Annotated in this window: 15 protein-coding genes and 1 tRNA gene; 6 read left to right on the top strand and 10 right to left on the bottom strand. The window is 37.4% G+C overall.

Going from position 1 to position 14,168, the window contains the following annotated elements; genetic code table 11:
• The first annotated feature begins 10 nt into the window (after positions 1-10).
• Together C8J95_RS06860 and C8J95_RS06855 are read left to right on the top strand one after the other, a co-directional pair.
• Positions 11-349, top strand: coding sequence for a GIY-YIG nuclease family protein (locus C8J95_RS06860; RefSeq protein WP_107807711.1), 339 nt, complete (start codon positions 11-13; stop codon positions 347-349).
• Between the two features lie 4 nt (positions 350-353).
• Positions 354-776, top strand: a complete 423-nt coding sequence (locus C8J95_RS06855; RefSeq protein WP_107807710.1) for a DUF1330 domain-containing protein — start codon at positions 354-356, stop codon at positions 774-776.
• A 116-nt stretch (positions 777-892) separates the two neighbouring features.
• Here the strand turns inward: C8J95_RS06855 and C8J95_RS06850 are convergent, their stop codons facing one another.
• Positions 893-1,447: a thioredoxin family protein gene (locus C8J95_RS06850; RefSeq protein ID WP_107807709.1), complete on the bottom strand. Its 555-nt coding sequence runs from the start codon at positions 1,445-1,447 to the stop codon at positions 893-895.
• Between the two features lie 229 nt (positions 1,448-1,676).
• Between C8J95_RS06850 and C8J95_RS06845 the strand changes: the two genes are divergently transcribed.
• The 4 genes from C8J95_RS06845 (at position 1,677) to C8J95_RS06830 (ending at position 8,361) form a co-directional block, all read left to right on the top strand.
• Positions 1,677-2,273, top strand: coding sequence for a TetR/AcrR family transcriptional regulator (locus C8J95_RS06845; protein ID WP_107807708.1), 597 nt, complete (start codon positions 1,677-1,679; stop codon positions 2,271-2,273).
• A 249-nt stretch (positions 2,274-2,522) separates the two neighbouring features.
• Positions 2,523-3,686, top strand: coding sequence for an efflux RND transporter periplasmic adaptor subunit (locus C8J95_RS06840; protein WP_107807707.1), 1,164 nt, complete (start codon positions 2,523-2,525; stop codon positions 3,684-3,686).
• 72 nt (positions 3,687-3,758) lie between these two features.
• The gene (locus C8J95_RS06835; RefSeq protein ID WP_107807706.1) at positions 3,759-6,935 is read left to right on the top strand and encodes an efflux RND transporter permease subunit; all 3,177 of its coding nucleotides are present in this window, start codon (positions 3,759-3,761) and stop codon (positions 6,933-6,935) included.
• Positions 6,936-6,948: 13 nt separating this feature from the next.
• The gene (locus tag C8J95_RS06830) at positions 6,949-8,361 is read left to right on the top strand and encodes an efflux transporter outer membrane subunit (protein ID WP_107807705.1); all 1,413 of its coding nucleotides are present in this window, start codon (positions 6,949-6,951) and stop codon (positions 8,359-8,361) included.
• Positions 8,362-8,423: 62 nt separating this feature from the next.
• On the opposite strand, the gene miaA is transcribed toward C8J95_RS06830, so the two are convergent.
• The 9 genes from miaA to folB form a co-directional block, all read right to left on the bottom strand.
• Complete coding sequence (gene miaA, locus C8J95_RS06825; RefSeq protein ID WP_107807704.1) at positions 8,424-9,359, bottom strand: tRNA (adenosine(37)-N6)-dimethylallyltransferase MiaA; 936 nt, start codon at positions 9,357-9,359, stop codon at positions 8,424-8,426.
• Positions 9,360-9,444: 85 nt separating this feature from the next.
• A complete protein-coding gene (locus C8J95_RS06820; protein WP_107807703.1) occupies positions 9,445-9,783 on the bottom strand; it encodes a YkvA family protein in 339 nt (112 codons plus the stop codon).
• Between the two features lie 57 nt (positions 9,784-9,840).
• Positions 9,841-10,392 (bottom strand): TlpA disulfide reductase family protein, encoded by a 552-nt coding sequence (locus tag C8J95_RS06815; protein WP_107807702.1) that lies wholly within the window; start codon positions 10,390-10,392, stop codon positions 9,841-9,843.
• Positions 10,393-10,403: 11 nt separating this feature from the next.
• The gene (locus C8J95_RS06810; RefSeq protein ID WP_107807701.1) at positions 10,404-10,982 is read right to left on the bottom strand and encodes a thioredoxin family protein; all 579 of its coding nucleotides are present in this window, start codon (positions 10,980-10,982) and stop codon (positions 10,404-10,406) included.
• Positions 10,982-12,043, bottom strand: a complete 1,062-nt coding sequence (aroC, locus tag C8J95_RS06805) for a chorismate synthase (protein ID WP_107807700.1) — start codon at positions 12,041-12,043, stop codon at positions 10,982-10,984. Before aroC ends, C8J95_RS06810 begins: the two co-directional genes overlap by 1 nt.
• Before the next feature lie 165 nt (positions 12,044-12,208).
• A complete protein-coding gene (locus C8J95_RS06800) occupies positions 12,209-12,805 on the bottom strand; it encodes a glycine zipper domain-containing protein (RefSeq protein ID WP_107807699.1) in 597 nt (198 codons plus the stop codon).
• 265 nt (positions 12,806-13,070) lie between these two features.
• Positions 13,071-13,141 (bottom strand) — tRNA-Cys (locus tag C8J95_RS06795).
• Between the two features lie 68 nt (positions 13,142-13,209).
• The gene (locus C8J95_RS06790) at positions 13,210-13,716 is read right to left on the bottom strand and encodes an RDD family protein (protein ID WP_107807698.1); all 507 of its coding nucleotides are present in this window, start codon (positions 13,714-13,716) and stop codon (positions 13,210-13,212) included.
• A gap of 78 nt (positions 13,717-13,794) precedes the next feature.
• Complete coding sequence (gene folB / locus C8J95_RS06785; protein ID WP_034869645.1) at positions 13,795-14,154, bottom strand: dihydroneopterin aldolase; 360 nt, start codon at positions 14,152-14,154, stop codon at positions 13,795-13,797.
• Positions 14,155-14,168: the final 14 nt, after the last annotated feature.

Here is a 14,168-nt window from a genome sequence, read left to right as displayed (position 1 = left end):
CTATGATCAGATGAAAAATGCATTAAAACAAGAATTAAGAGAAAAAGCAAAGGCACATAAAATAACAATGGGTGTCCTTAGCGTAAAAAATAATACAACCGAAAAACAATATGTCCAGAGTTCTCTAAACATGGAAGCATTGGTTAATAAAATCAAATTCTTGCTAAACAGTGGACTATTTACTAATCCACAATTACAAAGTGATTGGACAGAACAAGGAGGTGACAATTTTATTTTTGAATTTGTAACTGTTATTCATTCTCAGGACAATAAGTATATCAATTATCGTCAGGAAATAATGAAAGCTGAAAAAGCTTATATCAACAGTATTGATACAGAAACATACTAATGTTATGACCAAAAAACATTTATCTCCAAGCTTTGAGGCAGGAAAACACCTGTTTCAGAAAAATATGCAGGGAAGTATTGTCAACCTGAATTTGATAAAACTAAAGAAAGAGGCAGATTATTCCGCACATCCTGATCTGAAACCTGCCCATAGTATAACTGGCCACGAAGCTTATTTAATTTACATTAAAGAAGCAGAACCTTTTCTAAAGGCCAGTGGTGGAGAAATTTTATTTATTGGAAAAGGGGATCTCTTTCTGATAGGCCCTGAAAATGAATACTGGGATCTATGTATGTTGGTAAAACAAAAGAGCGTTAGTGATTTTTTTAGTTTTGAGCAGAACGAAGATTATATGAAAATAACAGGACACAGAACTGCTGCTATCGAAGATTCGAGACTACTACCTCTGGAAGAAGTTTTGTTATAACTATTCTTTGGCTGTATTCGCTGATATAATTTCACGTATACTTATTTAAAACATAAAAAAGGTCGGAACAGATTCCGGCCTTTTTATTTATTATAAGATCATTAGCTATCTGAAAATTATTTCCATTTGATTCCGCATCCTATGCTTGGTAACTGCAATTCTTCCTGAGGCTGTTCTGCCAGTAAATTTTCAAATGCAATAATAAGGTCTTCACCAGTAATCTCTTTATGATTTCCCGGGCGAGACTCGTCCATTTGGCCTCTGTATACCAAATCCAGTTTGTCATCGAACAAATAAAAATCCGGAGTACAAGCTGCCTGATAAGCCTTAGCTATAGCCTGACTCTCATCATATAAATATGGGAATGTAATATTTCTTTCTTTAATAAAGTCTAGCATTTTCTCAGGAGAATCCTCTGGAGATTGTTCCATATCATTTGCATTGATTCCAATAATCTGGATTCCCTGCTCCTGATAATCTTCATGTAATTCTACTACTTTATCAATTACATGTTGTACAAACGGGCAATGATTGCTCATAAATACTACTAAAGTTCCTTTCTTACCTTTTAAATCTTCAAGGTTCTCTGATACTTCCGTTAAAGGGTTTTCAAGTTCAAAATAAGGAGCTTTAGTTCCTAAAGCCAGCATATTAGAAGGTGTTGTTGCCATTTTTTTAATTGTTTAAAGTTCTAAGCGTTTAAAAAATCTATTCCTGTAAACAGATCGTTCACTTTTAAATAAAAAGTGCTTCTACTAACTTGACAACAAAGATAAAATTTCTTTTAAAATTATTGCCTATCACATTTTTATAAATGCTGAAAATGTTAAAATTTAAAATTTATTTGGAAAATGAACCAGAAGGTCTGTAAATTTGCTAACACTGTTAGGAAAAATTATCATGGGAGTACATGAACGTAGACAGCGGGAAAAAGAATCGGTGCGTGCAAACATTTTGCAGGCAGCATTCAATCTGGCTAAAACGGAAGGATGGGGATCACTTTCTATGAGAAAAATAGCAGATGCTATAGAATATAGTGCTCCGGTAGTATATGACCATTTTGAAAATAAGGATGCTATCCTTTTCGAAATTTCTCTTCAGGGATTTAAGCTTTTACAAAAAGACTTAATAAAAGCCCAAAAGAAATATGAGTCACCTGAAGATAAGCTTACAGCACTGGTAAATGCATACTGGGATTTTGCTTTTAAAAACAAAGAATACTACCAGCTGATGTTTGGACTGGGAATGCAATGTTGTGGCAAAGGCCAGATGAAAGACGAATTTTCTCTTTTCCAGCAGATGATTTACGAATGTACCCTCAAGATCATTGAAAAAAATGGATCTAATACGGATGAAGCTTGTCACAAATCTCATGCTTTATTTTCTGCGGTACACGGAATGATTTCTATTATGATGATGCGCAATGCGGATATGCCGGAAACAATGAACAAAGCTACATTTGATGAAGCAGTTGTTTCCTTTATTAAATCTTTGTAAATTTTTTTTGAACCAAATATTAACACCGTTAGGAAAACTAACATACAAATAATAAACATACTGTTCATCACACTTTTTAATTAAAAACTTATAAAACTAATGCGTCCGGATATTTGACACGCTCTATTTTTCAGACAGTTATATTTTATCTAAATATTAACACTGTTAGAAAATATTACACCTATTAAACATATTTTAATCTGTAAAAACAGAAACTAAGCTTATAAACAAAAAAAATCTGAAATTATAATGAAAATGCTTGAAAAATCAGGAGTTATTATACTGCTTTCTGGTATCATATTACTACTAAACAGTTGTAGCAAGGCCTCGGAAACAGCAGGCCAGGCACCACCTCCACCTCAGGTACCTGTATACACCGTAGTTTCCTCCCCGGCAACTACCTTTCAGGAATTTCCTGCTGCTTTGGAAGGAAAAAATAATGTAGAAATCAGATCACAGGTAGACGGTTATCTGGATAAAATCTATGTAGAAGAAGGGGCTTTTGTAAGAGCCGGACAACCTTTGTTCAAAATTGATTCCCGTACATACGGAGAGCAGGTAAATATGGCACAAGCCAATTTACAAGCTGCCAATGCTAATATACAGAAGGCTAAAGTTGAAGTAGACCGCTTAATTCCCCTTGTAAGTTCTAAAGTTGTTTCGGATGTACAACTGAAAACAGCAAAAGCCAATTACGCCGTAGCAGTAGCTGCTGCAGAACAGGCAAAAGCATCATTGGGAAATGCAAGAATTAATGCCGGGTTTACAACTATTACAGCACCTGTAAGTGGATATATTGGAAGAATTCCGAATAAGAAAGGAAGTCTTATTTCCAGAGCAGATGCTAATCCGCTGACTACACTTTCGGACGTTAGCCAGATTTATGCTTATTTTTCACTAAGTGAACTGGACTTTATTGCCTTTAAGAATAAATATACAGGTGCCACTCTGGAAGAAAAAATCAAAAATATGCCAATGGTAGATCTTGTTATTGCCGATAACAGTCTTTATCCTGAAAAAGGAAGAATGAGTATTATCGACGGTCAGTTCGACAAAAGCACAGGGGCTATAAGCATAAGAGCTGTATTCCCTAATACCAACGGAACACTAAGAAATGGAAATACTGGTAAGGTACGTATGCCTCAATTATTGAGCAATGCATTGGTTGTTCCTCAGGAATCTATATTCGAGATTCAGGATAAAACCTATGTGTACATTCTGGGGAAAGATAGAAAAGTAACCAGCAAACCTATCAGCATTTCCGGAAAAACGGACAGCTACTATTTTGTTTCCGACGGCCTTAAGGCTGGTGATAAAATTGTCTATACTGGTTTAGGAATGCTGAAAGATGGTGCTGTAGTAAATCCAAAAGCACTTTCCTCTGACAGTCTGCTTCAGGCCAAGCCTCTATAGCCGACAAAGAAATTATTAACATCATAACAATACGGGGTATTCCCAAAATAATGCTCCGAAAATTTAATTCTTATGTTAAAAAAATTTATCGAAAGACCGGTACTCTCTACCGTTATCTCTATAATACTACTATTACTGGGAACTCTTTCATTGTTTAACCTTCCTATTACACTATTTCCGGATATTGCACCTCCAAGTGTACAGGTTACGGCTTTTTACCCGGGAGCCAATGCGGAAGTCGTTGCCCGATCGGTAGCGAACCCTATTGAAGAGGCAGTGAACGGGGTGGAAAACATGACCTATATGACGTCCAACTCCAGTAACGACGGAACAATGACCCTTAATGTATTTTTCAAACAGGGAACAGATCCGGATAATGCTTCTGTAAATGTTCAGAACAGAGTTTCCAAGGCAATGAGTCAGCTTCCTCAGGAAGTAACCCAATCCGGGATCTCAACACAGAAAGTACAGAACAGCTTTATCATGTTTATGGGATTATACAGTGAAGATCCTAAACAATATGACGAACTCTTCTTGCAAAATTACCTGAAGATTAATGTTATTCCTCAGATACAGCGTATTCCGGGAGTTGCACAAGCACAGGTATTTGGTACAAGAGATTACTCTATGAGAATTTGGCTAAAGCCAGATCGTTTAGCTGCAAATAATCTTTCCCCTCAGGAAGTAATGGCAGCAATTAAAGATCACAACCTGGAAGCAGCGCCTGGCCGTTTAGGTCAAGGGAGTAAAGAAACTTATGAATACATCCTTAAATATAAAGGTAAACTGAACAAGAATGATGACTATGAAAACATCGTAATCAAAGCTAATTCAGATGGTTCATTCCTAAGATTAAAAGACCTTGCCAGAGTAGAATTAGGTTCATATACTTATACAGCAGCGAACCGCGTAGATGGTAAGCCTGTTGCCGGGTTTGCAATTCTGCAAACAGCAGGATCCAACGCTAATGAAATTCTTACACAAATTGAGAAACAGGTTGATGAGTTCTCTACTACCCTTCCAAAAGGTGTGAAACCAATTATCATGTATAACTCCAAGGACTTTCTGGATGCTTCTATCCATCAGGTTGTGGAGACATTGGTTATTGCATTTGTTCTGGTATTCATCGTTGTTTTCATTTTCCTTCAGGATTTCAGATCTACATTAATTCCGGCAATTGCTGTTCCGGTGGCTATTATCGGTACATTCTTCTTCCTTCAGCTGTTTGGCTTCAGTATCAACATGCTTACCTTATTTGCATTGGTACTGGCAATTGGTATTGTAGTGGATGATGCTATTGTTGTTGTGGAAGCAGTCCACTCCAAAATGGAGCAGACCGGCATGCCCGTAGAGCAAGCTACAATGAGCTCTATGAGTGAAATCTCTGGGGCTATTATTTCCATTACCTTGGTCATGTCTGCAGTATTTGTTCCTGTAGGATTTATGCAGGGTCCTGCCGGAGTCTTTTACAGACAGTTTGCCTTTACTCTGGCTATCGCAATTATTATATCAGCGATTAATGCTCTTACACTAAGTCCGGCATTATGTGCTTTATTTTTGGACGATCCTCAGGGTGATCATGGCCATCAGGAGAAAAAAGGATTTGGAGCTAAATTCTTTAGAGCTTTCAATGCTGCATTCAATACGATGACACGTAAATACATTTATAGTCTTAAGTTTTTGATTAAGAATAAATGGATTGCTGTAACTGGTCTTGTATTAATTACCGGAATCAGTGTTTTCCTTATCAACAAAGCACCATCCGGATTTATCCCGACAGAAGATCAGGGCTTTGTATTATATGCTGTAAATACTCCTCCGGGAAGTTCATTAGAAAGGACTCACCGTGCTACAGAGGAAATAGATAAAATTGTAAAAAAGGAAAATGCAACGAATCACCTTTGGGTAGCAGACGGACTGAACTTTATCAGTAATGCTAATGCATCCCCATATTCTGCAGGTTTCATCAGACTGAAAGACATTGATAAAAGAGGAGATCTAAAAGATCCCGATCAGATTGCTGCCACCTTAACCGGAAAAGTAAGTGCTGTAAAAGATGCGAATGCATTCTTCTTTAACTTCCCTACTGTACAAGGATTTGGTAATGTCAGTGGTTTTGAATTTATGCTACAGGACAAAACCAATGGTTCTTTCGAGCAGTTAGGAACAACAGCTCAGGCATTTATTGGTGAACTGATGAAGAGAAAGGAGATTGCATTTGCCTTTACTACATTTGCTGCCGGAAACCCACAATATACCATAGAAGTTGATTCTGAAAAAGCAAAACAACTAGGTGTATCTATTACGGAGCTTATGCAGACTATGCAGATCTATTTCGGTAGTAGCTTCGTATCCGATTTCAACAGATTTGGTAAATATTACCGGGTAATGGCGCAGGCTGATGTTCCTTATCGTACAGATATCAACTCGCTGGAAGGCATCTATGTGAAAAATAATCTCGGCGAAATGGTTCCAACTAAAACACTAGTTAAATTAAAAAGAACTTATGGCCCCGAAACAGTTACAAGGAATAACTTGTTCAATTCTGTAACCATCAACGGAACACCAAAACCAGGATATAGTACCGGAGATGCAATTAAAGCAGTAGAAGAAGTAGCTAAACAATCACTTCCCCGTGGCTATGGCTACGAATGGACAGGTATTACCCGTGAAGAGATTAAAGCTGGTGGACAGACTGTATTTATATTCATGTTGAGTATACTATTTGTTTACTTCCTGCTTTCTGCACAATATGAAAGTTATATTCTTCCCTTCGCTATTATTCTGACTATTCCAACGGGGATATTCGGAGTATATGCTTTCACCGGATTGGCAGGGATCGACAACAATATTTATGTTCAGGTGGGACTGATTATGCTTATAGGCTTACTAGCGAAAAATGCAATCCTGATTGTAGAATTTGCAGTTCAGCGAAGAAAAGCAGGTAAATCACTGATAGAATCAGCGCTTCAGGCATCAAAATTAAGACTTCGTCCTATTCTGATGACATCTTTTGCGTTCATTATCGGGATGCTTCCATTGGTATGGACTCAGGGTGCATCTGCAAAAGGAAATCATTCAATCGGAATTAGTACTGTCGGCGGGATGCTTACCGGAGTTGTACTTGGAATATTCATTATTCCTGTACTATATGTAATCTTCCAGTACCTGCATGAGAAAATGCCAAGCAAGAAAAAAAGAAGAGCTCTTCAAAAGGAATTTGCTCACCAACATTCTGCTTCACACTAAAAATTATAAAAACATGCAAAAAATACATCAAATATTTCTGGTAATAATGGCAGCTGCAATTGTGGTTTCCTGCAAAACCAGAGTAGCTTATACAAAACCGGATCTTCAGTTGCCTTCGGAGTTTCGTTTTACAGCTACTGCTGACACAGCAAGTATTGCCAATATGAGCTGGAAACAGTTTTTCAGTGATCAGACACTTCAGCAGTTAATAGAAAAAGGAATTAATCATAATCTTGATTTACAGATTGCACTAAAGCAGGTAGCAGCATCACAGGAAAGATTATTGCAAGCTAAATATTTACAATTCCCTGATATTAATTTTACGACATCGGCGCAGATATCAAGGCCCTCTAAAAACAGTATGAACGGTCAGAGTCTGAATCTCTTTATCGGAAAGAATCATGTCGAAGATTATAATGCAGCCTTCAACCTTTCCTGGGAAGCAGATATCTGGGGAAAAATAAAAAACCAGAAGGAAGTAAGCAGAATGCAGTATTTACAGTCGTATGAAGCCTCAAAAGCAATACAGACCCAGGTTATCGCTGCCATTGCTCAGGGTTATTACAACCTGCTTATGTTAGACAAACAACTGAAAATAGCGGAGTCTAATCTGGAGTTAAGCGAAAACACGTTAACCATTACACAGAAAATGTGGGACAGTGGTGATGCTACTGCTCTGGGAATCCAGCAGGCAAAAGCACAGAAACAATCAACTGAGCTTCTTACCTCACAGCTGAAACAGAATATTGCTATCCAGGAAAATGCTTTAAGTATTCTTATAGGAGAAGCGCCTAATACCGTAAACAGATCTCTGGATATTGCAGATGCTTCTATGCCGGTAACTGTTTCTGCTGGTCTGCCGGCAGCATTGGTAAGCCGCCGTCCGGATGTAAGACAACAAGAATTAGCATTATTAGAATCTAATGCTATGGTTGGTATTGCACAAGCCAATATGTACCCTTCTCTAAAGATTACAGCTGGCGGAGGAATCAATTCTTTCAAATTTGATAATTGGTTTCAGATTCCGGCGTCTCTTTTCGGTTCTGCTTTAGGAGGAATTACCCAACCTATCTTCCAAAAGAGACAATTAAAAACGGATTTGGAAGTTGCAAAAATTCAACGTGAGAAAAATGTACTGGCATTTCGTCAGTCAGTTCTGAATGCGATGGGTGAAGTATCTGATGCGATGGCTTCTAATGAACAGCTAAAAACACAGGAAGTGACAGCTGTTGATCAGGTATCTACCCTGAAAGACGGGATAAAAAATGCACAGATGCTTTACAAAAGCGGAATGGCTAATTATCTGGAGGTAATTACTGCACAGGCAAATTCGCTTCAGGCAGAATTAAATCTTGCTTCTATCAAACGCCAGCGTTTGAGCAGCATGGTAGATCTTTACAGAGCCCTTGGTGGCGGATGGAAATAAATGTCAATCCATTTTTATATAATCTATTTTAATGTGAATCGCGGCTTTCGGGCCGTGATTCTTTATTTTAGAAGGGATAATTGCTTCAATAGCTTTTCAAGATCTTCCTCTGTATAACCCAGCTGCAAATAATGGATATCATCTGCTTTACGATACCAGGTGAGCTGACGTTTTGAATAACGCCTGCTGTTTTTCTTTATTTCTTCTACCGCAAAATCCAATGTCCATTCTCCATCCATATACTTAAACAGTTCAGTATAGCCCACTGTTTGTAATGCTGTTTTCTCGCGGAAAGGATAAAGTAGCGTTGCTTCTTCCAGTAAACCTTTCTCCATCATGATGTCTACACGCTTATTAATCCGTTCATATAAAACCTCTCTTGGCGCTTCTATTCCTATTCTGATAACATCAAAATCCCTTTCGATCCTGCTCTTATTTAAAAGGTCAGAATACGGCTTTCCTGTTTGCCAGAATATATCAAGTGCTCTCAGAAGTCTTCTTGGATTTTCAGTATCTGCTTTATCATAATATAACGGATCGGCTTCTTTTAAAAGCTCCTGAAGTTTTGCAATACCTTCAGATTCCAAAATAGCTTCCAGTTTTTTGATATTATCGGCGTTGGCTTCCGGCAATTTATCTAATCCGTCAATAACCGCTCTTTCATACATTCCGGAGCCCCCAACCATTATTACAACCTCATATTTTTGAAATAACTCATCTAATTTGTTCAGAGCATCTTTTTCATATTTACCAATAGAATAATCATCCTGAATACTCAGGTTAGCAATAAAATGATGTAGAGCCGCGGCCAATTCCTCTTCATCAGGCATTGCAGTACCTATGGGCATTTCTTTAAAAAACTGACGGGCATCGCATGAAACGATTTCTGTTCCGAAGCGTTGTGCTATTTCAATAGCAAGTTTAGTTTTACCTATACCTGTAGGTCCAACAACAGAGATCAGAAGTTTGTTTTTTTGTTTCATCCGTAATATATTCATCAGCTGATATTTTTATCAGGCTTCGTTTCAAAGGTCAAAAATAAAAAAACCACCCGAAATGGGTGGCTTATTCTGTGTATTGTTTTTACTGAGCCTCGACTTCAATGGTTTTAATTCCGTTTTTCTTGTCGTCTTCCCAGATTAGAAATTTTTCAACTTCTTTCATTAGTACCGGCATAGCCAGTGCTAATACTGCCAGATCATCCATTTGTCCGATTACCGGAATCCAGTCCGGGAGCACATCTATTGGTGATATAGCATATACAAGTGCCAGACCGGGAAGGAGAAAGCCTTTAAGATCGGGTTTGTAATCTCCTTTTGAAATGAATTTTATCATTCTGAATAAATCCGGAAGCTTTCGGATAAAACCTTTATGTCTGAATGCTTCTTGTATCAGCCTGATTTTTGATGCTTTTAATGCCATTTCTGTAAATTATATTTTGGTTTGATAGCATTAAAATCTCAAAATCTGTACCAATGTCTATTTTGTGACAGTATCTACAAATTTCTGATTAGATTCTGAGTTCCAGTCATCTGCACCTTCCTCTTTCTTCAGTATCCTTCCTGTTTTGTCAAGAATAAATGTAGAGGGGAAAGTCTTTACCAGAAATTTATCTGGAAGCGGACTTGTTGCAATATATACAGGAACAGTATAGTTACCTTCTTTTAGAAACTTGGCTACACTTTCTTCTTTATCCTGCATCGCAATAAGTACAAATTCCATTTTGCCTTTTTTGCCGTCATATAATTTCTGAATAGTTGGCCATTCCTGACGGCATGGCGGACACCATGTTCCCCAGAAATTCAGGAATACTACTTTGCCTTTGAAATCTTTAAGATTAGCATCTGGCACATTCATTCCCTTTAGCTCAATATTGTATTCAGCATCTGTTACGGTAACTTCATTATTCAGTTTTTCAACTGTTGGTTTCATCATTACCTGATCTTTAAAAAAGTTTCTAAGACCCGGCACCAGAAAGATCACTGCAACAATAGCAACCAGTACCAATATCCATATTTTTGAACCTTTCATCTGTATTTTTTTTAGTTACCTGAGGGGATTAATTCCAGAAGCTCTTCAATTGTATCATAACCTCTGTTTTTAGCATAATACACTTGCAATTCGTGGTAGAAATCGTCTTTTGTATAATTTTCAGGATCATTTTTATGCTTATTCAGAAGTTCTTTTCCATGTGCCGGGCGTGGTCCCCACTGCCCTATTACGTTGAAATCTTCATTCAAAAACAGAATAATAGGAATAGACTTTCCGCCATTAGTCAAAAAATCATCTATTAATGATGGTTCCTGATCGCGGTACGTAACTCTTACTTCATATTGTTCGAAGAATTTTACAACAACTGGTATTGCCTGACTTGCATCACCACACCATGCTTCAGAAATAATTAGTATTCTTCCTCTGAAGTTTTTTTGTGCAAGGATTTCCACCTGCTTTTCATTAGGAAGATATTTTTCAGACATTCTATTCATTCTCTGAATTCCTAGCTTGTAGTATTCCAGATAATCAACATCCTGCTGATTTCTCGGATTTCCCAAAATTTCTCCGGCATGTCTTAAGTATTCGTTATAAGTAACGGCCTCGTCCCAGAATTTTTTAATATCCATTATAGTTTTCTCGTTTTATTTATTAACATCATATCTGCCAGTACAAATGCAGCTAAAGCCTCTACTACCGGTACAGCACGTGGCAATACACAAGGATCGTGGCGCCCTTTTCCTTCCACAGTTACCGAATTGCCATCTTTATCAATACTTTCCTGCGGACGCAAAATAGTCGCAATAGGCTTAAATGCAGCTCTGAAGTAGATATCCATACCATTGGAAATTCCACCCTGAATTCCTCCGGAAAGGTTTGTCTTTGTAGTTCCATCTTCATTAAACAAATCGTTATGTTCGCTTCCCAGCATCTTAGCACCACAAAAACCAGAACCATACTCGAACCCTTTGCAGGCATTAATATTCAGCATTGCTTTTCCCAATTCAGCCTGAAGTTTACCAAAGATAGGTTCTCCCCAGCCTGTTGGTACATTTTTGATTACACAGGTAATCGTTCCTCCAATTGTATTTCCCTGCTTTTTAATTTCTTTGATTCTGGTAATCATTTTTTCAGCAGTTTCTTCATCCGGACAACGAACAATATTATCGTCGATTTTACTAAAATCTAAATCCTGATATGGCTTTTCACAGAAAATATCACCTACTGAAGATACGTAAGCATTGATCTGTACATCTGCTAATAATTGTTTTGCCAAAGCTCCAGCTGCAACCCAGTTAATAGTTTCCCTTGCAGATGACTTCCCGCCACCACGATGGTCGCGAAAACCAAACTTCTGATCGTAGGTAAAATCTGCATGCGAAGGTCTGTAAGCCTGAGCCAAATGGTCGTAGTCTTTAGACTTCTGATTTTCATTTTCTATAATAAAGCCTATTGGTGTACCAGTTGTTTTTCCGTCAAAAATTCCTGAAAGGAATTTAACTGTATCGCTTTCTTTACGCTGAGTAACGATTGCAGACTGTCCTGGTTTTCTTCTGTCCAGCTCATGCTGTACTGCTTCAAGATCTACCTCCAGTCCTGCCGGAAAATTTGTTATAATTCCACCATAAGCCAATCCGTGGCTTTCTCCAAAAGTATTAAGTGTAAGTAAATTACCTAGTTGATTCGACATAGTAATACAAAATTAGGTTATTTTGGGATAAAAAACTACTCTAAAAGAGGTCTCATTTATCTATTTCAATTATTCAGAAAATATAGTTTTGCCCGGAAAGCATATAAAAAAGGGATGCAATCTCTGCATCCCTCTGAAACTATACTTAATTTAAGTAAAAGTAAATTAATATCTTGGTTGTACTCTACCAGTCTTTCTGTCATTTGCTCTACCGATTGCATATCCTGCACCAGCTCCAAGAACACCACCAATTACAGCTCCGGCTCCTCTGTTTCCTTTGCTAATCAATGCACCTGCTGCTGCACCACCTACAGTACCGATAATGGTACCTTTAGCTGCCGAAGACATACCTCTCTTTTGTGGTTGCTGTACTCCTGCATTGCTGTAGCCACTATTTCCTGAACTTCCGTTATTCGCATATCCACCATTGTACCCGGAGTTGCCACTATATGAGCTTCTCTTTGTACGTTTTTTTCTTGGTGTATAATTCGTATTTCCTGCATAGTTAGCTTTTCCCGCAGCTACAGAAGTTGCAGCTACCGCTGTTTTCTTAGCTTTATCCAAGCTGTCTGCTTTCTTTTCCTGTTCAAAAGCAAATTTTTCTTTCTCTATGGCCAGCTTCTGTTTTTCAATTTCAAGTTGCTTCGCCTGATAATCTAATTTCTGTTCTGCTACAGTAGGTCCTTCTACTTTCTGATCTCCTTTATTACACGAAGCCAATAGCAATGTTGTTACCAATCCGGTTAATACTATATTTTTCATATCTCTCGTTTTACCTCTGAAAAAAAAGACTTTCAAAGCATTTATTTCTTATGCTCTCCAATATTGATTCCATTCGGACGTTAACGAATGTTAATTATTATGGACAAAAAGTCATTAATCTAATGAAACAACGATAAATATTGGGTTTTAGTATCGGAAAGAAAATTTATTTTTATAGTAAAAAAATAAGAAATGTATATCACTGTATTACAGATACAAAGTTTTTAGAAAAAATAAAACCTCTGAATAATCAGAGGTTTTTAAGAGGTGCCTAGCGGATTCGAACCGCTGTAGATGGTGTTGCAGACCACTGCCTAGCCGCTCGGCCAAAGCACCGTTTTAGGTTTGCAAATATAGCAATATTTCTTTAAAGATAAAATGTTTCGGCAAAATCTTTCAAAATTTCAGGCCACAATCTGCCCTATTTCCTCCATTTCATCTCTAAGTCTAAGACTTTCTTCAAATTGCTTGACATTGACCACTCGTGTATTGGACCATTTATCATGTAGACCATTTTGCCCGAAAAAAGAGAATGCTTCAAAAGGAACAGCCCTTGTAAAATTTCTCTTTAGCAAGTCGATAACATTTAGGGGAAGATTCGTTTCATTAACAGCTCTTGTACCCGTAATAAACTTCCCAATCGATCTGCCTTTAAAAATCCATTCCTGCACAAACATGAATATAGCATACAGAACCATTGTAACAAATTGATCAACCAACCTGCTGGCATTAGTCATAGCCTGTATAATAGAATAAGCCAATTCGGATTGTGTTAAGGAATACCATACTCCCAATAAGCCCCCAAACAGAAAAATTAAAATATAAAAAATAGTAGCATCTATAATATAATTAAAAAATCGTGTCCATTTAGTTGCCTGGGATCTTTCCACAAGGGTGTAATTGTTTGTCATAGAATATTTATTTGAGTTGGTATTTGAAGTTTTTATTTTTATAAGGTAATAGTATTTTAAAAGGAAGAAGATATATTTTTAGAAAGCTTTTTCCATCTCCAGGCTTACTCCTGTCATTTCGCCAGGCATTGGAGGCTGCACTTTAGTCAGCTTAATCTTAATAAAGTTTACCTGTTTAAATTCTGCAGCAATACGCTTCATGATTCTGCCAATAACGTGTTCTAACAGCTGAGACGGTATTTTCATTTCCTGATGAATAATCTCGTTTACCAATGCATAATTAATGGTATCCTTCAGATCATCACTCTCAGTTGCTTTCCACAAATCGGCATGAATTTCTGCATTAATCAGGTAATAAGTCCCCAGAATTGTCTCTTCCGGCAATACGCCATGATAAGCGTAAATCTTGATATTTTCTAAAATAATTTTTGAGATCATAATACTTATAAAAC

Origin of the sequence: Elizabethkingia sp. YR214 (assembly GCF_003058195.1) — a bacterium.
Classification (GTDB): domain Bacteria; phylum Bacteroidota; class Bacteroidia; order Flavobacteriales; family Weeksellaceae; genus Elizabethkingia.
The sequence above is the reverse complement of the archived record's forward strand: the minus strand, read 5'-3'. Positions and strand labels throughout refer to the sequence as shown.